Here is a 23,401-nt window from a genome sequence, read left to right on the forward strand (position 1 = left end):
GGTTCACCTGCCGCGCCAACTCGCCCTTGGACCAGCCGCTGCGCACGAACCAGGAGTTCAACTGCGCATTGGGCTGCTTGTCCTGTGTGCCGCCCACCGCAAGACCCCCATCTTGAAATCATTCCGAGATGCCCAACTCCGTTTGAGAATAGGGCTTGATCAATTCCGCGGCCCCGGTCTTGCCTCCGGCATACCCGTCTGCGGACCCAGTTCCAGGGGCTTGCTGATACTGAAAGTAATCCTACGATCACCCATCCGGCGAGCCCCGGTCGCGAATCGCCACCATTCGCCACCCCTTCGAATGAACTACTCCCCGGCCGCAGGCGATTCACTTGACACATGCCGATCACAACGAAGACGGCAGATCAGGCACGGGCGTAACCAAGTGCTACCGCGACCCGTTGGGGGTGTCATGGGCTTCACGATCGGCAGCATGCGAAGCATTCGCGACATGCCGTACCTGCGGCAGGGGCGACAAGGTGGCCGGCAGGGCGCACGCCGCCGCACACGAGCCTCGGCGTGCACCACCGTTGCCGAGTACACGGGGTTGTGCGGCTGGGCGGTCACGCCGGGCGCGCGGGCGGCGCGTGGCGGCGGTGAGTGCTCGTGCGGCGATGCCCACTGCCTCGCGCCCGGGGCGCACCCGCTCGCCTTCGCGGAGGAGATCCCGGCCGGCGCCACGCTGGAGCGGGTGGCCGCCGCGCTGGAGCAGGTACCGGGGGCGGCCGTGCTGCTGCCCGCCGGGCGTGCCTTCGATGTCATCGACGTCGCCGAGCAGTCCGGCATCCGCGCCCTCGCCCGCCTGGAGCGCATGGGCCTGCGGCTCGGCCCCGTCATCGCCACCCCGGACGGCCGCGCCCAGTTCTTCGTCGCCCCGGGCGCCGCGGCCGAGCTCCCGCACCTGCTCTACCGCATGGGCTGGGACGACGCCGACCTCGATCTGCGCTGCCTCGGCCCCGGCGACCACGTCACGGCTCCCCCGTCCGACCTGGGCGGGCTCGGGCCGGTGCGGTGGCTGCGGCCGCCGGCGCTCGATGCCGCCCAGCAGCCGCCGGAGGCCCGGTTGCTGCTCGGCACGCTTGCCTACGTGTGCCATCGGGACCGCGGCGCTTCTATTTTTTAGAGGCGAGTTCGCCTCCGCTGCGCTCAGCCACTGTCGACGGTCGATCGTGCTCGCCCGCTCGTTCCTCGCGGACTGCGCGCGTTCTCCCTTTCGACAGCGGCCGCTTCGCTTTGGCTCACTCGCCTACGTCGGCCGCAGATGCCGGGGGGAGGTCGGCTGTTACGCCTCGCCGATGAGTGCGTCCACGAACGCCTCCGGCTCGAACGGTGCCATGTCGTCGGCGCCCTCGCCCAGGCCGATGAGCTTGACGGGGACGCCCAGCTCGCGCTGGACCGCGACGACGATGCCGCCCTTGGCGGTGCCGTCGAGCTTGGTGAGGACGATGCCGGTGATGTCGACGACCTCGGCGAAGACGCGGGCCTGGACCAGGCCGTTCTGGCCGGTGGTGGCGTCGAGGACGAGCAGGATCTCGTCGACGGGGCCGTGCTTCTCGACGACGCGCTTGACCTTGCCGAGCTCGTCCATGAGGCCGGTCTTGGTGTGCAGGCGGCCTGCGGTGTCGATGAGGACGACGTCGGCTCCCTCGGCGATGCCCTCCTTGACGGCGTCGAAGGCCACCGAGGCCGGGTCGCCGCCCTCGGGGCCGCGTACGGTGCGGGCGCCGACGCGGTCGCCCCAGGTCTGGAGCTGCTCGGTGGCGGCGGCGCGGAAGGTGTCGGCGGCGCCGAGGACGACGCTGCGGCCGTCGGCGACCAGGACCCGGGCGAGCTTGCCGGTGGTGGTGGTCTTGCCGGTGCCGTTGACGCCGACGACCATGATGACGGCCGGCTGCTCCTCGTGGCTCTCGGTCTTCAGCGTGCGGTCGAAGTCCGTGCCGACGAGGGTGAGCAGCTCCTCGCGCAGCAGCGCGCGCAGCTCGGCGGGCGTACGGGTGCCGAGCACCTTCACGCGGCCGCGCAGCCGCTCGACCAGCTCCTGGGTGGGGGTGACGCCGACGTCGGCGGTGAGGAGGGTCTCCTCGATCTCCTCCCACGTGTCTTCGTCGAGGTGCTCGCGGGACAGCAGCGCGAGCAGCCCCTTGCCCAGGGTGTTCTGGGAGCGGGACAGCCGGGAGCGCAGCCGGATCAGCCGGCCGGCGGTGGGCTCGGGCTGCTCGATCTCCGGAGCCACGAGGGCTTCCTGCGATTCCGGGGCTTCCGGGAGCTCGACCTCTTGGATGGTCCGGCGCGGCTCGTCCCGGGGGACCTCGGCGTCCTCGCCGATGTGCGGTTCGGCGGGCGGAGTGGTGATCGTCGGCGCGGCGGGCGGCGCGGGGGGAAGGCCGCGCTTCTTGCGGCGGCTGCCCACGACCAGGCCACCGGCGGCGACGACCGCGACGAGGGCGATGACTACGGCGAGAATGACGGTTTCCATGGTTCGTCCAGTATGCGTGACCCTGGTCCTGCCCCTGTGAATCTGATGAGCCGTCAGCTACGTTCGGCCCATGGCCGTCACCGTCGTGCGCTTCAACCTCGTCGACCCCGCCGCGACCCCCGAGACCCTTTCCCGCCGCTATCGCGCCGCCGTCGAGATGGCCGCGTACGCCGATGACAGCGGCATCGACACCGTCCAGACCGAGGAGCACCACGCCTCGCCCGACGGCTGGCTGCCGTCGCCGCTGGTCTTTGCCGGGACGGTGCTGGGGGCGACCCGGCGGATCGCCGTCACGATCGCCGCGCTGATCGGGCCGCTGCACGACCCGCTGCGGCTGGCCGAGGACATCGCGGTGCTGGACCTGGCCTCCGGCGGCCGCCTGGTCACGGTGGCCGGGATCGGCTACCGCCCGGAGGAGTACGCGGCCCACGGTGTCGACTGGCACCGGCGCGGCCGGCTCCAGGACGAGCTGCTGGAGACCCTGCTCGCGGCATGGACCGGCGAGCCCTTCGCCTTCCGCGGCCGTACGGTCCAGGTCCGCCCGGTCCCGTACACCCGGCCGCACCCGCTTCTCCTGGTCGGCGGCAGCTCCCGCGCCGCCGCGCGCCGGGCGGCCCGGCTGGGCCTGCCGTTCTTCCCCAGCGCCCACCTGCCGGAGCTGGAGGCCTACTACCACGCACGGCTGGCGGAGTACGGGACCGAGGGGTGGTGCCTGGTGCCTCCGGCGGAGGTCCCGCTGCTGCATGTCGCGGAGGACCCGGACCGGGTGTGGGCGGAGCACGGTTCGTACTTTCTGCGGGAGGCGCGTACGTACGCCTCCTGGCAGGGGTCCGGGATCCGGTCGGCGGTGCGGTCGGGGGCGGGGACGGTGGAGGAGCTGAGGGCCGAGGGCGTCTACCGGGTGCTCACGCCGCAGGAGTGCGTCGCCTTCGCCGAGGCGGGCGGCGACCAGGCCAGCCTCGTGCTCCATCCGCTGTGCGGCGGGATGCCGGTCGACGAGGGCTGGAGCAGCCTGCGGCTCTTCGCGGAACGGGTGCTGCCCAGCCTGAAAGGCCTGAGCCGGCCGGACACGTTCTAGCCCATCTCCTCCAGCGTCTTGCCCTTCGTCTCGGGGACGAACTTCAGGACGAAGGGGATGGAGAGGGCCGCGAAGGCCGTGTAGATGACGTACGTCGCCGACAGGTTCCAGTCGGCGAGGCTGGGGAAGCTGGCCGTGATCGCCCAGTTGGCGATCCACTGGGCGGAGGCGGCGACGCCGAGCGCGGCGGCGCGCAGGCGGTTGGGGAACATCTCGCCGAGGAAGACCCAGACGACGACGCCCCAGGAGAGGGCGAAGAAGAGCACGAAGGCGTGGGCGCCGATCAGCGCGACGGTGCCTTCGGCGTTGGGGAGGGTGATGTCGCTGCCGGAGCCGGTCTTGTGGGAGAAGGCCCAGGCTACGAGGCCGAGGGAGACGGCCATGCCGGCGGAGCCGATGAGGGCGAGGGGGCGGCGGCCGATGCGGTCGACGAAGACCATGGCGATGACCGTGCCGATGATGTTGATGATCGACGTGGTGAAAGAGTAGAAGAACGAGCTGCTCGGGTCGATGCCGACGGACTGCCAGAGGGTCGCCGAGTAGTAGAAGATCACGTTGATGCCGACGAGCTGCTGGAAGACGGACAGCCCGATGCCGATCCAGATGATCGGGAGGAAGCCGAAGCGGCCGCCGAGCAGGTCCTTGAAGCTGGACTTGTGCTCGCTGCGCATGTGGTCGCGGATCTCCGCGATGCGCAGGTCGAGGTCGTTGTCCCGGCCCTCGACGTCGCGCAGCACGCGCTTGGCGTCGTCGATGCGGTCGGCGGAGATCAGGTAGCGGGGCGACTCGGGGATGGCGAGCGACAGCAGACCGTAGAGGACGGCCGGGACGACCATCACGCCGAGCATGACCTGCCAGGCTTCGAGGCCCATGATCGTGCCGCGCTGGTCGCCGTCGGCGGCCTGGAGGATGCCCCAGTTGATGAGCTGGGAGATCGCGATGCCGATGACGATGGCGGCCTGCTGGAAGGAGCCGAGCCGGCCGCGGTACGCCGCGGGGGCGACCTCGGCGATGTAGGCGGGGCCGATGACCGAGGCCATGCCGATGGCGAAGCCGCCGATGACCCGCCACATGGCGAGGTCCCACAGGGCGAACGGCAGGGCGGAGCCGACCGCGCTGATGGTGAAGAGCACCGCGGCGATCTGCATCACGCGGATCCGGCCGATGCGGTCGGCGACCCGGCCGGCGGTCGCGGCGCCGATCGCGCAGCCGATCAGCGCGATGGCGACGACCTGGGCGAGGGCGGCCGAGCCGATGTCGTACTTGCCCCGGATGCCCTCGACGGCGCCGTTGATGACGGAGCTGTCGTAGCCGAAGAGAAAGCCGCCCATTGCGGCGGCCGCGGTGATGAAGACGACATGTCCGAGGTGGTCCGGATGAGCCTTGCGGCCTCCGGCGTCGACCTTGGGTGCGGTGCTGGTCACGGTGAACTCCTGGGGCTCAGCGCAGAGCCCTCCTGTGGGGGGCTTGATCCCTGAGTGTCAGCCGATCAGCCGATGGCCATCACTCGAAGATTCAATCAACGCTGAAGACCATACGCCTTCAACTTCCGAAGCTAAAAGCCTGCCTGGAGTCTCTTCCGACACACAGCGAGGACTTATGTATTCATTACCTGAATGTAGATGCCATCTAACGAAGCCTCTGGCTGATCACCTTGGACACGCCGTCTCCCTGCATGGAGACGCCGTACAGCGCGTCGGCGACCTCCATCGTGCGCTTCTGGTGGGTGATCACGATCAGCTGCGAGCTCTCCTGGAGCTCCTCCATGATCCGGATCAGCCGCTGCAGGTTGGTGTCGTCCAGGGCCGCCTCGACCTCGTCCATCACATAGAACGGGCTCGGCCGGGCCTTGAAGATCGACACCAGCAGGGCGACCGCGGTGAGGGACCGCTCGCCACCGGACAGCAGCGACAGCCGCTTGACCTTCTTGCCCGGCGGACGGGCCTCCACGTCCACACCTGTGGTCAGCATGTTGTCCGGGTCGGTGAGGATCAGCCGGCCCTCGCCACCCGGGAACAGCCGGGAGAAGACGCCCTCGAACTGACGGGCCGTGTCGTGGTAAGCGGCCGTGAAGACCTGCTCGACCCGCTCGTCGACCTCCTTCACGACCTGAAGAAGATCGGTCCTGGTCTTCTTCAGGTCCTCCAGCTGCTCGCTCAGGAACTGGTGCCGCTCCTCCAGCGCCGCGAACTCCTCCAGGGCCAGCGGGTTGACCTTGCCGAGCTGCGTGTACGCCTTCTCGGCGGCCCTGAGCCGCTTCTCCTGCTCGGCCCTGTCGTACGGGCGCGGCTTGTTGCGCGGGTGCTCCGGGTCCTCCGGCAGCTCCTCGCCCTCGGCCGGCGGGGAAGGGGGTACGAGATGCTCGGGGCCGTACTCGGCGACCAGGCCGGCCGGCTCGATGCCGTACTCCTCCAGCGCCTTGGCCTCCAACTGCTCGATGCGCATGCGCTTTTCCGCGCCGAGCACCTCGCCCTTGTGGACGTCACCGGTGAGCCGGTCCAGCTCCGCCTTCAGCTCCCGGCCCTGCTTGCGCTCCTCCCCCAGCTCCGCCTCGCGCTCCGCCTTGGCTCTCTCCGCCGCCGCGCGCTCCGCCTCGGCGCGGGCCACGGACACCTGTACGCAGGCCAGCAGCCCGCGCGCGCCGGCCAGTACGGCCGAGGCGACGCCCGCCTCGTACTCGAGCCTCGCCCTGCGCTGCGCGGCCCTCGCCCGCGTCTCGCGCTCCATGCGCGCAGCGCGGTCCAGGCCGTCGGCCCGGCCGGCGAGGCCCTTGACGCGCTCCTCGTGCGTACGCACCTGGAGCCGGGCTTCCATCTCGGTCTGCCGGGCGTTGGCACCGTCGGCGGCGAGCCGGTCCCGGACCGAGGTGTCGGGTTCCTCCTCGGCGGGGGCGGCCTCGGCTTCGCCCAGACGGTACGAGAGCTCCTCGAACTCCTCGGCCGCCGCCGCGAGGGCCTCCTCGGCCCGGCCGACGGCCGCGGCGGTACGTTGCGCCTCGCCCGCCGCCGCGCGGGCCTGGCCGGCCAGGCCGCCGAGCTGCTGGGCGACGGCCGACTTCTGCTTCTCCGCCGCGCGGCGGCGCTGGGTCAGCTCCTCCACCTGGCGGGCTGCCTGCGCGCGCCGCTCTTTCGCCGCGCTCTGCGCAGCGCCGAGTTCCTCGCACTGCGCGGCGAGACGTTCCAGCTCCGCCGTCGCCTCGTCCACCGCCGCCTGCACTTCCAGGAGGCTGGGGGCACCGGCGGAACCGCCCTGCGCGAAGTGGGCACTGAGGGTGTCGCCCTCGGCGGTGACCGCGGTCAGTCCCGGGTGGGCGGCCAGGAGCGCTTCCGCGTCGGCGAGGGTCGCTACGACGACGTAGTCCCGGAGCAGCCGCCGTACGGCGGGCAGGAGCTCGGCGGGGCCGGAGATCAGGGCGGCGGCGTGGTTGAGGTCCGCGTCGGCCTCGGTGCGGGCGTGGGGGACGGATGCGGTCGCGGTGGGCTGAGACATCGTGGCCGGCTGCGAGCCGGTGGCCGCGTTGTGCCAGCCCGTTCCGCCTTGCGGAACGTTCTCCCACAACACGGTTGCGCCTTCGGCGATCAGCAGCGCCGCACGGCCCGCGTCGTCCTGGCGCAGCAAGCGCAGCGCCTCCGCGGCGGCTCCGGGCCCGGACACCGCGATCGCGTCGGCGGCGGCGCCCAGCGCGGCGGCGACCTGGACCTCGTAGCCCGGGGTGACGGTCAGCAGTTCGGCGGCGGGGCCGAGGAGACCCGAGAGGCGGTCCCCCGCCGCCAGCAGCGCGCCCGTGCCGTCCTTGCGGCGAAGGCCGAGGGCGAGGGCGTCGTGCCGCGCGGAGGTCGCGGCGCGCTGGCGTTCGGCGGCGGTCGAGGCGTCCCGGGCGGCGGAGTGGGCTTCGTCGGCGGCGGCCATGTCGCGTTTGGCGGCGTCCAGGCGGGCGTCGAGTTCGGAGTCGTCGGCGTCGAGGTTCTCGACCTGGGCCTTGAGCTCCTCGTAGTCCTCCTGGGCGGACTCGGCGCGGTCGCGGGCCTCGTCGCGGGCCGCGGTGAGGCGGCCGATCTCGGCTTCGGCGGAGGTGGCCCTGGAACGGGCGGCGTTGACCTGGCCGCTGAGGCGGGCGAGGCCTTCGCGGCGGTCGGCGATGGCGCGGGCGGCGGCCTTGAGGCGCTTGTCCTCGTCGGCGAGCCGGCCTTCGAGGTCGGCGCGGTGGCCGATGGTGTCGTCGAGGGCCCGCTGGGCGGCGTCGAGGGCCTCGGTGAGCTCGGCCTCCTGCTCGCGGATGCGGGCGGCCTCGCGCTCCATGTCCTCCGGGTCGCGGCCGCGCCGCTCCTCGGCGGGCTGGCTGGTGGCATGGCGTACGCGCTGTTCGGCGAGGCCGATCGTGCCGCGTACGCGCTCCGAGAGCTGGGAGAGGCCGTACCAGGTGGCCTGGGCGTCGGCGAGCCGGGGCGAGAGGGCACGGACCTGCTCCTCGAGGCGGGCCTCGCGCTGGACGGCGGCGGTGAGCAGCTCCTCGACGGCGTCGCGCCGCTCCTTCAGGGCGGCTTCGTCGGCGACCTCGGTGCGCAGGGCGTCCCGGAGGGTGACAAGGTCGTCGGCGAGCAGGCGGAGCCGGGCGTCGCGCAGGTCGGCCTGGATGACCGCCGCCCGGCGGGCCACCTGGGCCTGCCGGCCCAGCGGCTTGAGCTGCCGCCGCAGCTCACCGGTGAGATCCTGGACGCGGGCGAGGTTGGCCTGCATGGCGTCCAGTTTCCGCAGCGCCTTCTCCTTGCGCTTGCGGTGCTTCAGTACACCGGCCGCCTCCTCGATGAAGGCGCGGCGACCCATCGGGTCGGCGTGGAGCACCGAGTCGAGCTGGCCCTGGCCGACGATGACGTGCATCTCGCGGCCGATGCCGGAGTCGGACAGCAGTTCCTGGATGTCGAGCAGCCGGCAGGTGTCGCCGTTGATCTGGTACTCGCTGCCGCCGTTGCGGAACATGATCCGGGTGATGGTGACCTCGGCGTACTCGATCGGCAGCACGCCGTCGCTGTTGTCGATGGTCAGCGACACCTCGGCCCGGCCGAGCGGGGGACGCCCCGTGGTGCCGGCGAAGATGACGTCCTCCATCTTGCCGCCGCGCAGCGACTTCGCGCCCTGTTCGCCCATGACCCAGGACAGCGCGTCCACAACATTGGACTTGCCGGAGCCATTGGGGCCGACGACGCAGGTGATACCGGGTTCGAAGCGCAGCGTCGTCGCCGAGGCGAACGACTTGAACCCGCGCAGGGTCAGGCTCTTGAGGTGCACGCCGGTGAACTTTACCGGTCGCTTTCGCGGGCCCCCAGGAGTTTCACCCACGGACGCGCAGGGCACATCAGACCGTAAGGGCGGAGATCACAGCTGGAGCGGGGGGCGAAAAAACGACGAAGGGACGCCGAAGCGTCCCTTGCACATTCCCAAACGGGCTCGTCGCCACTTGTCTGCCGAAAGGCAGATCAAGCGAGAACGGGCTCCGCGTGGTGTACGTCGATGCTGCTGAGCAGCGACTCTTCGTGCGACGCGGCAGCAAGCGCATCGTTCTCCGCCTGGATCCGAACAAGCTCGGTTTCCAGGTCCTGAACGCGCTGCTGCAGCCTTCGCATCTCGGAGAGGAGTCGCGGGTCGGGACCGCCGACGTAACCGAGAAGCGCCTTTGCCATGATGGATGGTCCTCCACGCTGAGTGACCGACCGGGGAGCGGTATGGGTCGTGAGTGAGGGGTTTTGGCACCCGCGCCCTGTAGAGCCCCGAAGCTGCCGTTTTCAAGCCATAACAACCTCGGTGGGCGGGGCTTCCAGCGTCTCACCAAAAGGTTTGAGGGTCAACACGATCACAGCCCGGTCATCGCGCATGCCTAAGAAATCACGGCGCGAAGAGGACGCCGGGTGCATGCCGCGAGGCTGGTGATCGACCCCGATGCCCGCAGCCTTGCATGGCGACCCGTAAAAGGCAACCTCCCCGCAGACCTTGTCCCATGCGATTGCCTCGGGCATACGGACCCCGCGCCCACCTGCGAGAACGTCCGGACTTCAACGAATCTGGAAGCCCTCGTAGCCGCCCCGCGGAACATCCCAGATCTCGGTCACGCCATCGACCCGCCCGGGCGTGTCCCCGTCCCGCAGCCATACCAGCAAACGCTGGCAGCCGGTCCGGTCCCCTTCGGCCACGACCTGCACCCGGCCGTCTGCGAGATTGCTCACATAGCCCGACAGGCCGCCGATCTCCAGTGCGTTCGCCCGGGTCCACCAGCGGAAACCCACTCCCTGCACCCTGCCGCGCACCCATACCGTGAGCCGGACGTCGAGCCGGACATTTTCGTTCATGTCCGCACGCTATCCCGGCAGTTCTCACAGGATCACCACAGTCGCACGCGTAATTCGATACAGTCGCGCCGCAACAGGACTCGCCCGTACGAGTGACACCACAACACAAGGACTGTGCCGGATGGGTCGCCATTCCAGAACTGCCCCACAGCCCGTGGCCGCGCATCGCGGTGGCCGCCGTCGCCGGACAGACCGGACCAACCGCACGAACGCGGGTATGAGGAAACGGCGCCGCCACCCCGTACGCACCGGGCTGCTGGCGACCTCGGCAGCGATGGCGGTGGGCGCGATAGCGGTGTCGGCGGGGCTGCTCCCCTCGCCGGACGGCTCCGGGGGCTACTCCTTCACCGGCGCAAGCGACACCGTGCAGGCGGGCAGCCAGGCCGAGAACACCGGTGTGCAGGGCGGTACGTCCGCCGAGCCCACCGACCGGGCCTCCGAGCCCGCCAGCCGGGGCAACACCCGCCCCAGCGCCCCGGTGGTCTCGCCGTCGTTGCCGGCCAGCCCGAGCACCTCGGCGCCGACCGCGGTGCCGAGCGTGCCGGCCAGCACCGTCACGGCCACGGTCGTGCCGAGCCCCACCGCCTCCAGCACCGCCACCGACCCCGCGAACAACGGGAACAGCGCCGAGGACCAGGTGCTGGCGCTGGTCAACATCGAGCGCGCCAAGATCGGCTGCGCGCCGCTGATCGCCGACGCGGACCTGGGCAAGCTCGCCTCGGACTTCAGCAAGGACATGGCCAAGCGGGACTTCTTCGACCACATCGACCCCGACGGCAACGACCCCTGGGACCGCGCCGAGGCGGCCGGCATCACCGGCCTGGGCGGCGAGAACATCGCCCGCGGCCAGGCCGACGCCCAGGCCGTGATGGACGCCTGGATGAACAGCGACGGCCACCGCGCCAACATCCTCAACTGCAACTTCCGCACCCTGGGTGTCGGCGCGTTCCTCGCCGACGGCGGCCCGTGGTGGACCCAGGACTTCGGCTACTAGGCCCGGCCACTAACCTCTGGTTAGCGCAACCTGGTGGGTTGCGCTGCTCGCGCGTACGCTGGCCGTTATGGACAGCCCTTGCCCCGAGTTCGACGTGTTCGCGCGCGCCTGCCCGTCGCGGCCGACGCTGGAACACGTCACCGGCCGCTGGGGAATCCTTGCCCTCGGCGGGCTCAGCGAAGGGCCGCTGCGCTTCAACGAACTGCGGCGCCGGGTCGACGGCGTCAGCGAGAAGATGCTCTCCCAGACCCTGCACGCCCTGGAGCGCGACGGCCTCGTGCACCGGGAGGCGCAGCCGACCAATCCGCCGCGCGTCGATTACAGCCTCACCCCGCTGGGGCAGGAGACCGCCGAGCGGCTGGTCGCCCTCATCGAGCTGGTCGAGGAGCGGATGCCCGAGGTCATCGAGGCCCAGCAGCGCTACGACGAGGCGCGCGGCGTGCGCTGACAGCGCGGGCAGTAGTAGCTGGAACGGTTCATCCACGGCCGGCGGCGGATCGGCGTGCCGCAGCGGCCGCAGGGCTCGCCCTCGCGGCCGTAGGCGTCCAGCGACCGGTCGAAGTAGCCGGACTCGCCGTTCACGTTCACATACAGGCTGTCGAAGCTCGTCCCGCCGGCGGCGAGCGCGTCGCCCATCACCTCGCGGATGTGGGTGAGCAGCTCCGCGGTGACGGGGCGGGTGAGGGTCGCGGTGGGCCGCTCGTAGTGCAGCTTCGTACGCCACAGCGCCTCGTCTGCGTAGATGTTGCCGACCCCGCTGATCAGGGACTGGTCGAGCAGCGCGCGCTTGATCGTCGTACGGCGGCGGCGAAGGGCCGCGTGGAAGGCGGCCTCGTCGAAGGCGGCGTCCAGCGGGTCCAGCGCGATGTGCGCGAGCGGGAGGGGTACGCCGTCCTGCGGCGCCGACTCGTGAAGGGACAGGCCACCGAAGGTGCGCTGGTCCACGAAGCGGAGCTCGGTGCCGAGTTCGTCCTCGAAGCGGATGCGGATGCGCAGGTGGGTCTCGGCGGGGGCGTCGTGGGGCTGGACGAGGAGCTGGCCGCTCATGCCGAGGTGCGCGAGCAGCGCGGCATCACCGCCGAGCGGCAGCCACAGGTACTTGCCCCGTCGGTGGGCCTCGCCGAGGGTCGCCCCCTTGAGGCGGGCCTGGAAGTCCTCCGCCCCGGCGAGGTGGCGTCGGACGGCGCGGGGATGCGTCACGTCGACCTGGGCGACGGTGCGGCCGCTCACCCAGTGGGCGAGGCCGCGGCGTACGACCTCGACTTCGGGCAGCTCGGGCATGGGTTCTCCCTCGTGGGTCGGGGGGAGTCGTCCCCCCGACCCGTCAGCGGGACGAGATGCTCCGCCAGGCCGCTTCCGCGGCCTGCTGCTCGGCTTCCTTCTTGCTGCGGCCGGTGCCGGTGCCGTACTCGACACCACCGACGCGAGCGGCAGCCGTGAAGGTCTTCTCGTGGTCGGGGCCGGTCTCGGTGACCACGTATTCGGGAACGCCGAGGGTCTCGCTCGCGGTGAGCTCCTGGAGGCTGGTCTTCCAGTCCAGGCCGGCACCGAGGTTGGAGGACTTCTCGATGAGCGGGTCGAAGAGCCGGTGGACCAGCTCCGAGGCGGCGTCGAGGCCCTGGTCGAGGTAGACCGCGCCGATGACCGCTTCGAGGGTGTCCGCGAGGATGGAGGCCTTGTCGCGGCCGCCGGTGCCCTCCTCGCCGCGCCCCAGCGCGATGAAGCTGCCGAGGTCGAGACCGCGGCTGACCTCCGCGAGCGCGCGTGAATTGACCACGGCGGCACGGAGTTTGGCAAGGGTGCCCTCGGGAAGGTCCGGGTGGGTGCGGTAGAGCGTGTCCGTGACCACCAGGCCGAGGACGGAGTCCCCGAGGAACTCAAGTCGTTCGTTGGTGGGCAGGCCACCGTTTTCGTACGCGTAGGAGCGATGCGTCAACGCACGCACCAGAAGGGCGGGCTCGAGTTTGTACCCGAGCCGCCCTTCCAGAAGCGTGTGGGACGAGGCTGCCGTATCTGACATGGAGCCCGTCACCCGCCGATCAGACCTCGAGGACCTGACGACGGTTGTAGGTGCCGCAGCTCGGGCACGCGATGTGCTGCTGCTTCGGCTCGTGGCAACGCTCGCACGCCACGAGGCTCACGGGCGCAGCCTTCCACTGGGAACGGCGGTGGCGCGTGTTGCTGCGCGACATCTTCCGCTTCGGAACAGCCACGGCTACTTCTCCTGGTTCTCGTCGGCACCCTGGTCGGCACCGCTCTTCTGAAATTGCTGCAGGGCCGCCCAACGGATGTCGGTGACCTCGTGGTGGTGGTCCGGGTCGTCCGTGAGCCGGGCTCCGCACTCGGAGCACAGGCCCAGGCAGTCTTCCTGGCACACCGGCTGCAGCGGCAGTTCGAGAACCACCGCGTCACGCAGCACAGGCTCGAGGTCGAACAGGTCGCCCTCGAGGTGGAGTGTGTCCTCCTCCTCGGCGTCGTCACCGGCGTCGGCGGGCTTGAGGTGCCCACCGGTCCGGGTGTCGGCGTCGGGGTAGGAGTACAGCTCCTGGAATTCCGCGTCGAGCTCGCGCTCGATCGGCTCCAGACACCTTACGCACTCCCCCGAGAGCGGCGCACGGGCGGTACCCGTGACGAGTACCCCCTCCATGACCGACTCCAGGCGGAGATCAATCGGGATGTCCGCGCCCTCGCGGACGCCGATCACCTCGATGCCGAGATCCTTGGGCGCCGGAACCGTACGGGAGACCTTCTTCATCGCACCAGGACGACGGCCCAGCTCGTGCGTGTCGAACACGAGCGGTGCGCGGTGGTCGAGGCGGGTGTTCAGGACTTCCTGCTTTCATCGGTCGGCGTGGACCCGCGGGCTGCGGACACGCCAAAGCGCCGGGGGATTACACGGCTGAGGGATCAGGATACCGGTCCCCCGGGCTCAGCCCAAACCGCGGCGCTGCTCCAGCTCCCGGAGCCGGTCCAGGTCGATCATCCCGGTGTCGAAGAAGCTGGTTTCGTCCAGGGCGGCCTGCTGCGGCTGGTAGCCGTAACCCTGCTGCTCGGCGGCCGGGTCCTGGTACTGCGGCTGCTGCTGCTGGGGGTAGCCGTAGGCGGGGTCCTGGTAGCCCTGCTGCTGGGCGGCGTAGGGGTCCGCGGCGTACTGGTCCTGGTACCCCTGCTGCTGCCCGTACGGGTCCTGCTGGGGGTAGCCGTAGCCCGCGTTGGGGTCGTACTGCGGCTGCTGCTGCGGCTGGTACTCCGGGGCCTGCGGCTGCTGCGGCACCGGGGCGGCCAGGCCCGCCATGTACTCGGCGTCCGTCTGTTCGGCGGAGATGCCGGCCGCCTCCTGGGCCGCCATGTGGGCGCCCAGTTCGTCGGCGGCGCTGTGGCCGGTGAGCTTGAGGCGGCCGCGGCCGACGGCCTCCAGGGTCTTGGAGAGCACCGCTTCGAAGGCGCCGAGCTTGGCGTCGACGTAGGCGTCGGCGTCGCGGCGCAGGGTCTCGGGGTCGGTGGAGCGCTGGGGGGCGTCCTCGTCCTCGTAGCCCTGCTCGTCCAGGCCGGGACCGTGGCCGAGGAGCTTCTCGCGGCCGCGGTCGACCGAGCCGATGGTCTTGGTGAGGACCACCTCGAAGTTGGCGAGCTTGCTGTCGACGTAGTCGTCGGCCTCGGCCCGGATCTCCTCGGCCTCACGGCGGGCGTCGGCGACGATGCGCTCGGCCTGCTCGTGGGACTGCTGGGCGATCTGGGTGTCGGAGATCATTGAGCCGCGTTCGGCGTGCGCGGACTCGATGATCCGCTGCGCCTCGGCGCGGGCCTCCTCGACCATCTGCTCGCGGCCGCCGAGCAGCGCCTCGGCCTGCGAGAGGGAGTCGGGCAGCGCCGACCGTACGTCGCCGAGCATTGCGAGCAGCTCGGCGCGGTTGACCACACAGGAGGCCGACATCGGCATCGACCGGGCGGCCTCTACGGCGGCGACGATCTCATCGAGCTTCTTCTGGACGTCCACAGGGCAGAGCCTAGCGCTGCCCGAGCTTGTCGTTGAGGGCCGTCAGGACCCGCGGGGGCACCAAGTGGGAGATGTCGCCGCCCCATTGGGCGACTTCTTTGACAAGAGAAGAGGAAAGAAAGCTGTACGTGGGGCTGGTCGGGATGAAGAGGGTCTCGACGCCCGACAGGCCATTGTTCATCTGGGCCATCTGCAGCTCGTAGTCGAAGTCGCTGACCGCGCGCAGGCCCTTGACGATGGCGGGGATGTCGCGCTCCTTGCAGAAGTCCACGAGCAGCCCGTGGAAGGCCTCCACCTGGATGTTGCCGAACTCCGCGGTGACCTCCTCGATGAGGGCGATCCGCTCCTCGACCGTGAACATCCCTTGCTTGGACTTGTTGATCATCACCGTCACGTGCACAACGTCGTAGAGGCGGGAGGCGCGGGCGATGATGTCGAGGTGTCCGTTGGTGATGGGGTCGAAGGACCCCGGACAGACTGCGCGGCGCAATGGAGACTCCTCGCTCTTCGGGTGCGTCATGACAACCCGTCGGTGACCTGGGCGGCGCGACCGTACCAAAGCGTGCCTTCGCCGTAACGACGGGCCCTCAGCCCTTCGAAACCCTCCGGCCAGCCGAACTCCCGGTCCCGAGTGCTCCTGGTGCTTCTCTCCACGGTGGCGATCGCACCGTCGTCCAGCCAGCCCCGGGTCCGGAGTGTGAGCAGGATCTCCCGCACCTCCTCCTCCTCCAGGGCGTACGGCGGGTCCAGGAACGCCAGGTCGTAGGGCCGCTCCGGCGGCGGCCCCGCGAGGATCTTCTCGGCCTTCCCGGCCCGCACCTCGGCCCCGGGCAGGCCCAGCGCCGCGACGTTCTCCCGGATGACGCGGGCGGCGCGCGGGTCCGCCTCGACCAGCAGTACGTGCTCCGCACCGCGAGAGAGTGCCTCCAGGCCGACGGCGCCCGATCCGCCGTACAGGTCGAGCATCCGGGCCCCGTGCAGGGTGCCGTGCAGCGCCTCCCAGGTGGAGAACAGCCCTTCCTTCGCCCGGTCCGAGGTCGGCCTGGTCCCGTCCCCCGGGGGCACGGCGAGGCGGCGGCCACCGGCGGCCCCGGCGATCACGCGGGTCATGTCACGTCCTGAGGTGTCGTGTGGGGGGTTGTGCTGGCTCCCCCACGATAAGGCCCGGCTCCTGCCTCAGCCCTTGTCGAGGTACTCCTCGCGGTCCGCGTTCACCAGGCTCTCCAGGGCGCTGCGCAGGTCCGGGTGCCCGGCCAGCTCCGGGTCGGCGGCCACCAGGGCGGTCGCCTCCTCGCGGGCGGCCGCGATCACGTCCTCGTCCTCGATCACGGTCAGCATGCGCAGGCTGGATCGCGTACCGGACTGCGCCTGGCCCAGCACATCGCCCTCCCGGCGCTGCTCCAGGTCGATCCGCGACAGCTCGAAGCCGTCCAGCGTCCCCGCCACCGCGTCGAGGCGGGCCCTGGCCGAGCTGGCCTCCGGCATCTCGCTGACCAGCAGGCACAGGCCCGGCGCCGAGCCACGGCCGACGCGGCCGCGCAGCTGGTGCAGCTGGCTGACGCCGAACCGGTCCGCGTCCATGATCACCATGGCCGTCGAGTTCGGGACATTGACGCCGACCTCGATGACCGTCGTCGCGACCAGCACATCCACCTCGCCGGCCGCGAAGCGGGTCATCACGTCGTCCTTCGCATCCGGATGCATCCTGCCGTGCAGCGCCTCGACCCTGAGCCCGGCGAGGGGACCCTTCACGAGCTGCTCGGCGATGTCGAGCACCGCCAGCGGCGGGCGGCGCTCCGCCAGGTCTTCAGCCGAAGGGGTCTCGGCGGTCTTCTTCTTGGCGTCCGCCTCCTCGTCCCCGATCCGGGGGCACACCACATAGGCCTGGTGCCCGCCCTCGACCTCCTCGCGCACCCGCTCCCAGGCCCGGGCCAGGAAGTGCGGCTTGTCGGCCGCCGGCACGACATGCGTGGCGATCGGCGAACGCCCGGCCGGCAACTGGTCCAGCACCGAGGTCTCCAGGTCGCCGAAGACGGTCATCGCGACCGTGCGCGGGATCGGTGTGGCCGTCATCACCAGCAGATGCGGGGGCTGTTTCCCCTTCCCGCGCAGCGCGTCACGCTGCTCGACCCCGAAGCGGTGCTGCTCGTCCACCACGACCAGCCCCAGGTCGTGGAACTGCACCTTGTCCTCGATCAGCGCATGCGTCCCCACCACGACCCCGGCCTCGCCGGTCACCAGGTCCAGCAAGGCCTGCCGTCGCGCCGCCGTCCCCATCGACCCGGTGAGCAGCACCACCTTCGTGCCGTGCTCGGCCCCGCCCAGCATCCCGCCCTGCGCGAGGTCGCCCATCATCTCCGTGATCGACCGGTGGTGCTGCTGCGCCAGCACCTCGGTCGGCGCCAGCATCGCCGCCTGCCCGCCCGCGTCCACGACGGCGAGCATCGCGCGCAGGGCGACCATGGTCTTGCCCGAGCCGACCTCTCCCTGGAGCAGGCGGTGCATCGGATGGTCGGTGGCGAGGTCCCCGAAGATCTCCGCCGACACCTTGCGCTGGCCCTCGGTGAGCGTGAACGGCAGCCGGGCGTCGAAGTCCGTCAGGAGCCCCTCGGCGGCCGGCACGCGCGGCACGGCGGGCAGCGCGGAGTCCGCCGCGCGGCGACGGGCCAGGGCGACCTGCAGGACGTACGCCTCGTCCCACTTCAGCCGGTCCCGCGCCTCCGCCAGGTCCGCCTTCGTACGCGGCCGGTGGACCTTTTCGAGTGCCACGGGCAGCGGGATCAGACCTCTGGCCTCCCGCAGCGCCTCCGGCAGCGGCTCGCCGACTCCGGCCCAGCCGGTGCCGCCGAGCGAGTCCAGCACCGTCTGGACGGACTGGGCGATGCTCCATGACGCGATCTGTTTGCACGCCGGGTAGAGCGGGATGAGCTGATTCGCGAAGGAGTCGACCGCCTCCTCGTCGTCCAGCGCGTCCAGCAGCTTGTACTCGGGGTGCGCGAGCTGCAGTTTGTGGTTGAAGACGGACACCTTGCCCGCGAACATCCCCCGCCGGCCCGGGATCAGGTCGTGCTCCGGCTTGTAGACGCCCTTCCCGAAGAACACCAGCGTCAGCGATCCGCTGCCGTCGGTGACCACGACTTCCAGGCGTACGCCTCTGCCCCCGTTGAACGTCTTCTTCGTCGCCTTCGCGACCTGCGCGACCACCGTGACGTGCTCGTCCAGCGGGAGCTCGGCCAGGCGGGTCAGCTCGCCGCGCTCCGCGTACCTGCGCGGGTAGTGGTGCAGCAGGTCGCCTACGGTGTGCAGGTCGAGGTGGTCGGCGAGAACGGTGGCCGTGCGGCCGCCGACCGACTTCTTCAGGGGTTCGTCGAGGGCAGACATCGCGTCCATCTTCGCGCATGGGTCCGACAACCGGGGCCGCGCCCAGCCGCCGGTCCGTGGGCGGGTCTTCCCCCACCCCGCCCCTTCCCGAACCGGGGCTTCGCCCCGGACCCCGAACGCCCTTCGGGCGTGTCCTCAAACGCCGGACGGGCTGAAGATGCCCTTCCGGCCGGGCGGGGGCGGTGGAGGGGTTCTCCCGCAGGCGACGAGCGAGGATCCCGGGTCCGGCTGGGCAGGGCAGAGTCGCGAGCGCCGAGGAGAGAGACCCCGGCAGGCGCCCCCGACCCCACGGCAGACGGCACCGTTACTCGACGCCGATGAGCAGCGGGCACCCCGGCTCGCCCCCGCTGTAGACAACCGTGTCAACGGCAAGGTAGCCGTCGCGCACATGGGCCTCCAGGCGCTCCGTCAGGTCGTCGGGGGCGCCGGCGCCGAGGACGAGGGTGACCATCTCGCCGCCGGCGGCGAGCATGCGGTCGAGGACGATCGTGCCGGTTTCGACGAGGTTGCCGCCGATGACGGCGACGTCGCCGTCGATGAGGCCGAGGATGTCGCCGGCCTGGCAGATGCCCGCGGAGGTCCAGGACTCGCGTTCGGCGACGGCGAGTTCGGCGTAGCGGGTGGCGCCGGCCGCCGAGGTCATCGCGACGACGTCCTCGTCGAAGCGGCGGGCGGGCTCGTGGACGGCGAGGGCGGCGATGCCCTGGACGGCGGAGCGGGTGGGGATGAGGGCGACGCGGACGCCTTCGGAGCGGGCGTGGTCGGCGGCGGTGGCTGCGGTTTCGCGGAGGGTGGCGTCGTTGGGGAGGAGGACGACCTCACGAGCGTGGGCGCGGCGGATGGCGTCGGGCAGTTCGGCTCCGGTGGCGACGACGACCGCGCCCGCGCCTGCGCAGAGGTCGGCAAGGCCGTGGCCGCGTACGACGGCGACGACTGCGCGCAGGACGCGTTCGCCGCGCGGGGCCTCGTCCGGGGCGGCGCGGACCTGGTCGCCGAAGTGGGTGACCTTGATGCGGTAGGGGCGTCCGGCCTCGATACCGGCCTCGACGGCGGCGCCGACGTCGTCGACATGGACGTGGACGTTCCAGAGACCGTCGCCGCCGACCACGACGAGGGAGTCGCCGAGGTCGTCGAGCGTGCCGCGCAGGGCGGGGACGGCCGAGTCGGCGGCTTCCAGGAGGTAGATGACCTCGTACGCGGGCCCGCCGGGCACGACGTGCGGGTCGCCGTCGGGGGCGCAGCCGAAGGGGATCACGGGGCCGACGACCTCGGGGAGGGCCGGTTCCTGCCCGGCGAGGGCATCGGCGAGGGCGCCGAGGACGGCGACGAGGCCGCGCCCGCCGGCGTCGACGACCCCGGCCCGGCCGAGGGCCTCCAGCTGGCCCGGGGTGTCCGCGAGCGCCCCGCGGGCGGCCTCGTAGGCGGTACGGGCCACGGTCGCCGGGGCGTCGCCGCTCGCGCCTGCGGCGGCCGCCCTCGCCACGGTGAGCATCGTGCCCTCGACGGGGTGGGCCACGGCCGCGTACGCGGAGTCGGCGGCCTCGCGCAGCGCGTGCGCGAGCGGCCCGCCGTCGGCGAGGACGCGGGTCATGCCGCGCAGGAGCTGCGCGAGGATCGTGCCGGAGTTGCCGCGGGCGCCTATGAGGGCGCCGTACGACATGGCCCGCAGGGTCTCGGCGAGGTCGGTGCCGGGTGCCGCTTCCAGGGCTTCCGCCGCGGACTCCACGGTCAGATACAGATTGGTGCCGGTGTCACCGTCCGCGACCGGGTAGACGTTGATCGCGTCGATCTCCTCGCGGGCCCGGCCCAGGGCCTGGAGGGCCAGGCGGCACCACACGCGCACGGTAGGAGCATCGAGCGGGTGCGGTGCGGGCACGTGATCCTCCTGGGGCAGCGGTGAAGCTGCCACGCACAGTAGCGGGAGGTCCGGGGGCCGGGCGGTCCGGGGCGGAGGGCCTGCCGACCATGGTAATTTCGTTGCACAGCAGCGGTCGTAGTATGCTGCTCCGGTTGCCCGGGACGATCTCGGGCCATCCCCCGGAACAGTCGGTCATCACTTATGCATGATGACGGGCCCCGAGGGGATTTTCACCGTACGTGCATCTGAAGTCTTTGGAGTGACCCGTGGCTGCCAACTGCGACGTCTGCGGCAAGGGGCCGGGCTTCGGCAACAACATTTCGCACTCGCACCGCCGTACCCGCCGTCGTTGGAACCCCAACATCCAGACGGTGCGTGCGGTGGTCGGTCGGACGCCGAAGCGCCTCAATGTCTGCACCTCGTGCATCAAGGCCGGTAAGGTCGCGCGCTGACGCATACGTCGTAGCGCAGCCTTGCGGCTACCCAAGGCCGGTTCACCTCACCGTGAACCGGCCTTTTGCCATGCCCGGGGATGCCCAGGCGTGATCGACCGGGCCGATGCCCGCGCCGAGCGGGAAGCCGTGCTGGATCGCGCCGGTGACGTAGTGCTTGGCCGCGTGGACGGCGTCCGGGACGTCGTCGCCACAGGCCAGCCGGGCGGCGATGGCGCTGGCGAGGGTGCAGCCGGTGCCGTGGGTGTGCCGGTTGTCGTAGCGGGCGGCGCGGAGCCGGCTCTCCCGGGAGCCGTCGCAGAGCAGGTCCACGGCCTGCCCTGAGGTGGCGAGATGACCGCCCTTGATGAGGACCCAGCGGGGACCGAGGGCGAGGATCGCGTCGGCCGCCCTGCGCATGCCGGATTCGTCCTCGACGACGATGCCGGTGAGTTGGGCGACCTCGTCGAGATTGGGGGTCGCGACGGTGGCGCGCGGGAGCAGCAGCGTACGCACGGCCTCAACGGCCTCATGCGCAAGCAGCGTGTCGCCATGCTTGGAGACGCCGACGGGGTCGACCACGACGGGGGCGTCCACGCCCGCCAGCAGTTCGGCGACTGCGGCCACCAGTTCGGGGGATGACAGCATGCCGGTCTTGACGGCCTGGACGCCGATGTCGTCGACGACGCTGCGGAACTGGGCGCGCACCGCCTCCACGGGAAGCTCCCAGGTGCCCTGGACGCCGAGCGAGTTCTGCGCGGTGACGGCGGTGATCACGCTCATACCGTGCACGCCGAGCGCCAGCATCGTCTTCAGGTCGGCCTGGATGCCGGCGCCACCGCCCGAATCGGAACCGGCGACGGTCAGGACCCGGGGCGGCGGCACGGCGCTCACTCCTCGCCGCCGAAGTGGTCCCAGCCGCCCGCCTTGTCCCAGGGCGCGCCGTCGACGGTGACCTGCGGGACTCCGGCGGGCTTCAGGACCTCGCCGATGATCCGCCAGCGGGCGGGCAGCTTCACATCGCGCGGGAAGGCCGCGACGATCGCGTGGTCCTCTCCCCCGGTGAGCACCCAGTGCAGCGGGTCGACACCGACGGCCTGCCCGATGTCGGACATCTGGGCCGGGACATCGATGTCGGCGGATTTCAGGTCGATGCGTACGCCGCTGGCGGCGGCGATGTGCCCGAGGTCGGCGACCAGCCCGTCGCTGACGTCGGTCATGGCGGTCGCGCCGAGTTCGGCGGCGGCCGGGCCCGCGTGGTACGGCGGCTCGGGGCGCCGGTGGGCCTCGACGAACGCGCGCGGGGAGCGGAAGCCCCGGGACAGGACGGCGAACCCGGCGGCGGACCAGCCGAGCCAGCCGGTGACGGCGATGATGTCGCCGGGGCGGGCCCCGGCGCGGGTGACGGGCTCGCGGTTGCGCAGATCGCCCAGCGCGGTGATGGACACCATGATCGTGTCGCCGCGCACGACGTCGCCGCCGGCCACCGCGGCGCCCGCGACCTGGCATTCGTCGCGGATGCCGTCCATCAGCTCGACCGGCCAGGTCACCGGCAGGTCGGCCGGCACGACCAGGGCGAGCAGCACGGCGGTGGGGACGGCGCCCATGGCGGCGATGTCCGCGAGGTTCTGGGCGGCGGCCTTGCGGCCGACGTCGTAGGCGGTGGACCAGTCCCGGCGGAAGTGCCGCCCTTCGATCAGCGCGTCGACGGTGGCCACCACCCGGCGGTCCGGCGCGGCGATCACGGCCGCGTCGTCCCCCGGCCCGAGGCGTACGGCAGGGCTGGAGGTCAGCCGGGAGGTCAACTCCCTGATGAGCCCGAACTCCCCCAACTCGCCCACGGTCCCCTTCATCGCTTCGTCCCCTTCACCTGGTCATTCCTCTTGCGGGCGGCTTCTGGCGGCATCCGGCGCGCGGCCGTGCCCGCGCGGGTCTCCCCGCGACGTGCGGCGACGCGGTACCGTGGCGTCCCCTCCCCACATGATCCTCGTAGCCGCCCTGGAGGTTCCGTGGTACAGGCGTACATTCTGATCCAGACCGAGGTCGGCAAGGCCTCGTCGGTAGCGGAGGTGATCTCCAAGATCCCCGGAGTCATCCAGGCAGAGGACGTCACCGGTCCGTACGACGTGATCGTGCGCGCCGAGGCCGACACGGTCGACGACCTCGGCCGCCTGGTGGTCGCGAAGGTACAGCAGGTGGAGGGGATCACCCGCACCCTGACCTGTCCGGTGGTCCATCTCTGATCCACCTCTGAGTCCTCTCCGGCACTCTTCTAGACTCGGCGGGTGATAGTCCGCCGCCTCGTGAGCAGTCGCCGTCGTGTAGTGCTGCTGTCCGTGTCCGCCGTCGCGTGCCTGTCCGCGACGGCGGTCTACGTTTTCGCGTACCACGGGACCGGTGACGGCCGCGTCGCCGTCCCGGCCGCCTCCGCCAAGGCCTCCGCGATCTGCGGGCGGCTCCACGCCTCGCTGCCCGCCAAGGTCGACGGCCTCTCCCGGCGCGCCCTTGAGCCGGCCTCCCGGCTCACCGCCGGCTGGGGCGATCCTACGGTGGTGCTGCGGTGCGGGGTGCCGCGGCCGGAGGTTCTCACCCCGGGCAGCAAGACGTACAACCCGACCTCGGACGCGGCCGATGTGAACGGCGTGAGCTGGCTCGTCCAGCAGCTGGAGGGCGGGGGCTACCGGTTCACGACGACCGGGCGCACGGCTTTCGTCGAGGTGACGGTTCCGACCGAGTACGCGCCGGAGGTCAATCCGCTGACGGACCTGGCGGCGGCGGTGAAGCGGACCGTTCCGACCGAGCTGTAGGCACAACCCGGCGGAAGCGGCACGCGAACGGCTGGGTC

At 71.3% G+C, this 23,401-nt stretch carries 22 protein-coding genes and 1 pseudogene; 7 read left to right on the plus strand and 16 right to left on the minus strand.

All coding sequences use genetic code 11. The features are described 5' to 3' along the window. Positions 1 to 412 precede the first annotated feature (412 nt). On the plus strand, positions 413 to 1,123 hold the full coding sequence (locus OG607_RS12685; RefSeq protein ID WP_405722614.1) for a bifunctional DNA primase/polymerase: 711 nt from the start codon (positions 413 to 415) through the stop codon (positions 1,121 to 1,123). A 159-nt stretch (positions 1,124 to 1,282) separates the two neighbouring features. On the opposite strand, the gene ftsY is transcribed toward OG607_RS12685, so the two are convergent. Beyond that, the gene (gene ftsY, locus OG607_RS12690; protein WP_405722617.1) at positions 1,283 to 2,476 is read right to left on the minus strand and encodes a signal recognition particle-docking protein FtsY; all 1,194 of its coding nucleotides are present in this window, start codon (positions 2,474 to 2,476) and stop codon (positions 1,283 to 1,285) included. A 70-nt stretch (positions 2,477 to 2,546) separates the two neighbouring features. Here ftsY and OG607_RS12695 point away from each other — a divergent pair, with 70 nt between their 5' ends. Beyond that, positions 2,547 to 3,554: an LLM class flavin-dependent oxidoreductase gene (locus OG607_RS12695; RefSeq protein WP_405722620.1), complete on the plus strand. Its 1,008-nt coding sequence runs from the start codon at positions 2,547 to 2,549 to the stop codon at positions 3,552 to 3,554. Here the strand turns inward: OG607_RS12695 and OG607_RS12700 are convergent. From OG607_RS12700 to OG607_RS12715, 4 genes are all read right to left on the minus strand, one after another. Continuing rightward, positions 3,551 to 4,978: a sugar porter family MFS transporter gene (locus tag OG607_RS12700; RefSeq protein WP_405722622.1), complete on the minus strand. Its 1,428-nt coding sequence runs from the start codon at positions 4,976 to 4,978 to the stop codon at positions 3,551 to 3,553. The two genes, OG607_RS12695 and OG607_RS12700, sit on opposite strands and share 4 nt — an antisense overlap. Positions 4,979 to 5,183: 205 nt before the next feature. Beyond that, positions 5,184 to 8,840, minus strand: coding sequence for a chromosome segregation protein SMC (gene smc, locus OG607_RS12705; protein ID WP_405722623.1), 3,657 nt, complete (start codon positions 8,838 to 8,840; stop codon positions 5,184 to 5,186). 188 nt (positions 8,841 to 9,028) lie between these two features. Further along, on the minus strand, positions 9,029 to 9,232 hold the full coding sequence (locus OG607_RS12710; protein ID WP_329311858.1) for a hypothetical protein: 204 nt from the start codon (positions 9,230 to 9,232) through the stop codon (positions 9,029 to 9,031). A gap of 369 nt (positions 9,233 to 9,601) precedes the next feature. Next, positions 9,602 to 9,895 (minus strand): acylphosphatase, encoded by a 294-nt coding sequence (locus OG607_RS12715; RefSeq protein ID WP_405722625.1) that lies wholly within the window; start codon positions 9,893 to 9,895, stop codon positions 9,602 to 9,604. A gap of 217 nt (positions 9,896 to 10,112) precedes the next feature. Between OG607_RS12715 and OG607_RS12720 the strand changes: the two genes are divergently transcribed. Continuing rightward, the gene (locus OG607_RS12720; RefSeq protein ID WP_405722628.1) at positions 10,113 to 10,889 is read left to right on the plus strand and encodes a CAP domain-containing protein; all 777 of its coding nucleotides are present in this window, start codon (positions 10,113 to 10,115) and stop codon (positions 10,887 to 10,889) included. 67 nt (positions 10,890 to 10,956) lie between these two features. Then, positions 10,957 to 11,337, plus strand: a complete 381-nt coding sequence (locus OG607_RS12725) for a winged helix-turn-helix transcriptional regulator (protein WP_405722630.1) — start codon at positions 10,957 to 10,959, stop codon at positions 11,335 to 11,337. Here the strand turns inward: OG607_RS12725 and mutM are convergent. The 9 genes and pseudogenes from mutM to OG607_RS12770 form a co-directional block, all read right to left on the minus strand. After that, positions 11,310 to 12,170, minus strand: coding sequence for a bifunctional DNA-formamidopyrimidine glycosylase/DNA-(apurinic or apyrimidinic site) lyase (gene mutM, locus OG607_RS12730; protein ID WP_405722632.1), 861 nt, complete (start codon positions 12,168 to 12,170; stop codon positions 11,310 to 11,312). The genes OG607_RS12725 and mutM overlap by 28 nt on opposite strands. A 55-nt stretch (positions 12,171 to 12,225) precedes the next feature. Then, positions 12,226 to 12,909, minus strand: a pseudogene (rnc, locus tag OG607_RS12735) (ribonuclease III); the annotation flags it as partial. Positions 12,910 to 12,928: 19 nt separating this feature from the next. Continuing rightward, entirely contained in the window at positions 12,929 to 13,102 is a 174-nt protein-coding gene (rpmF, locus tag OG607_RS12740; protein ID WP_026251550.1) for a 50S ribosomal protein L32, read from the minus strand. Positions 13,103 to 13,104: 2 nt separating this feature from the next. Further along, positions 13,105 to 13,683, minus strand: a complete 579-nt coding sequence (locus OG607_RS12745; protein WP_405722635.1) for a YceD family protein — start codon at positions 13,681 to 13,683, stop codon at positions 13,105 to 13,107. Between the two features lie 135 nt (positions 13,684 to 13,818). After that, the gene (locus OG607_RS12750) at positions 13,819 to 14,886 is read right to left on the minus strand and encodes a cell division initiation protein (RefSeq protein WP_405722637.1); all 1,068 of its coding nucleotides are present in this window, start codon (positions 14,884 to 14,886) and stop codon (positions 13,819 to 13,821) included. A gap of 10 nt (positions 14,887 to 14,896) precedes the next feature. Beyond that, positions 14,897 to 15,376 carry a pantetheine-phosphate adenylyltransferase gene (gene coaD, locus OG607_RS12755; RefSeq protein ID WP_329311865.1) on the minus strand — a complete coding sequence of 160 codons (480 nt, stop codon included), beginning with the start codon at positions 15,374 to 15,376 and terminating at the stop codon, positions 14,897 to 14,899. Positions 15,377 to 15,402: 26 nt separating this feature from the next. Further along, a complete protein-coding gene (gene rsmD, locus OG607_RS12760; RefSeq protein ID WP_405722639.1) occupies positions 15,403 to 15,996 on the minus strand; it encodes a 16S rRNA (guanine(966)-N(2))-methyltransferase RsmD in 594 nt (197 codons plus the stop codon). A 66-nt stretch (positions 15,997 to 16,062) separates the two neighbouring features. Continuing rightward, the gene (recG, locus tag OG607_RS12765; protein ID WP_405722641.1) at positions 16,063 to 18,267 is read right to left on the minus strand and encodes an ATP-dependent DNA helicase RecG; all 2,205 of its coding nucleotides are present in this window, start codon (positions 18,265 to 18,267) and stop codon (positions 16,063 to 16,065) included. Positions 18,268 to 18,571: 304 nt separating this feature from the next. Continuing rightward, positions 18,572 to 20,143, minus strand: coding sequence for a DAK2 domain-containing protein (locus OG607_RS12770; protein ID WP_405722643.1), 1,572 nt, complete (start codon positions 20,141 to 20,143; stop codon positions 18,572 to 18,574). A gap of 248 nt (positions 20,144 to 20,391) precedes the next feature. On the opposite strand from OG607_RS12770, the gene rpmB reads away from it, so the two are divergent. Next, positions 20,392 to 20,577 (plus strand): 50S ribosomal protein L28, encoded by a 186-nt coding sequence (rpmB, locus tag OG607_RS12775; RefSeq protein WP_014628431.1) that lies wholly within the window; start codon positions 20,392 to 20,394, stop codon positions 20,575 to 20,577. A gap of 42 nt (positions 20,578 to 20,619) precedes the next feature. On the opposite strand, the gene thiD is transcribed toward rpmB, so the two are convergent. Together thiD and OG607_RS12785 are read right to left on the minus strand one after the other, a co-directional pair. Beyond that, positions 20,620 to 21,450 carry a bifunctional hydroxymethylpyrimidine kinase/phosphomethylpyrimidine kinase gene (gene thiD, locus OG607_RS12780; RefSeq protein ID WP_405722646.1) on the minus strand — a complete coding sequence of 277 codons (831 nt, stop codon included), beginning with the start codon at positions 21,448 to 21,450 and terminating at the stop codon, positions 20,620 to 20,622. After that, on the minus strand, positions 21,447 to 22,409 hold the full coding sequence (locus tag OG607_RS12785) for a thiamine-phosphate kinase (RefSeq protein WP_405722648.1): 963 nt from the start codon (positions 22,407 to 22,409) through the stop codon (positions 21,447 to 21,449). The genes thiD and OG607_RS12785 overlap by 4 nt, the downstream gene beginning before the upstream one ends. Positions 22,410 to 22,565: 156 nt before the next feature. On the opposite strand from OG607_RS12785, the gene OG607_RS12790 reads away from it, so the two are divergent. Then, positions 22,566 to 22,799: an Lrp/AsnC ligand binding domain-containing protein gene (locus OG607_RS12790; RefSeq protein ID WP_329311871.1), complete on the plus strand. Its 234-nt coding sequence runs from the start codon at positions 22,566 to 22,568 to the stop codon at positions 22,797 to 22,799. A 60-nt stretch (positions 22,800 to 22,859) separates the two neighbouring features. Then, positions 22,860 to 23,363, plus strand: a complete 504-nt coding sequence (locus OG607_RS12795; RefSeq protein WP_405722654.1) for a DUF3515 domain-containing protein — start codon at positions 22,860 to 22,862, stop codon at positions 23,361 to 23,363. The last annotated feature ends 38 nt before the right edge of the window (positions 23,364 to 23,401 follow it).

Source organism: Streptomyces sp. NBC_01537, from assembly GCF_045040445.1.
Lineage (GTDB): Bacteria > Actinomycetota > Actinomycetes > Streptomycetales > Streptomycetaceae > Actinacidiphila.

What these genes read in the sequence shown, in the direction of transcription:
- OG607_RS12685 (WP_405722614.1), top strand. Translation starts at nt 413, where the DNA reads ATGGGCTTCACGATCGGCAGCATGCGAAGCATTCGCGACATGCCGTAC.
- ftsY (WP_405722617.1), bottom strand. Translation starts at nt 2,476, where the DNA reads ATGGAAACCGTCATTCTCGCCGTAGTCATCGCCCTCGTCGCGGTCGTC.
- OG607_RS12695 (WP_405722620.1), top strand. Translation starts at nt 2,547, where the DNA reads ATGGCCGTCACCGTCGTGCGCTTCAACCTCGTCGACCCCGCCGCGACC.
- OG607_RS12710 (WP_329311858.1), bottom strand. Translation starts at nt 9,232, where the DNA reads ATGGCAAAGGCGCTTCTCGGTTACGTCGGCGGTCCCGACCCGCGACTC.
- OG607_RS12715 (WP_405722625.1), bottom strand. Translation starts at nt 9,895, where the DNA reads ATGAACGAAAATGTCCGGCTCGACGTCCGGCTCACGGTATGGGTGCGC.
- OG607_RS12720 (WP_405722628.1), top strand. Translation starts at nt 10,113, where the DNA reads ATGAGGAAACGGCGCCGCCACCCCGTACGCACCGGGCTGCTGGCGACC.
- OG607_RS12725 (WP_405722630.1), top strand. Translation starts at nt 10,957, where the DNA reads ATGGACAGCCCTTGCCCCGAGTTCGACGTGTTCGCGCGCGCCTGCCCG.
- mutM (WP_405722632.1), bottom strand. Translation starts at nt 12,170, where the DNA reads ATGCCCGAGCTGCCCGAAGTCGAGGTCGTACGCCGCGGCCTCGCCCAC.
- rsmD (WP_405722639.1), bottom strand. Translation starts at nt 15,996, where the DNA reads ATGACCCGCGTGATCGCCGGGGCCGCCGGTGGCCGCCGCCTCGCCGTG.
- recG (WP_405722641.1), bottom strand. Translation starts at nt 18,267, where the DNA reads ATGTCTGCCCTCGACGAACCCCTGAAGAAGTCGGTCGGCGGCCGCACG.
- OG607_RS12785 (WP_405722648.1), bottom strand. Translation starts at nt 22,409, where the DNA reads ATGAAGGGGACCGTGGGCGAGTTGGGGGAGTTCGGGCTCATCAGGGAG.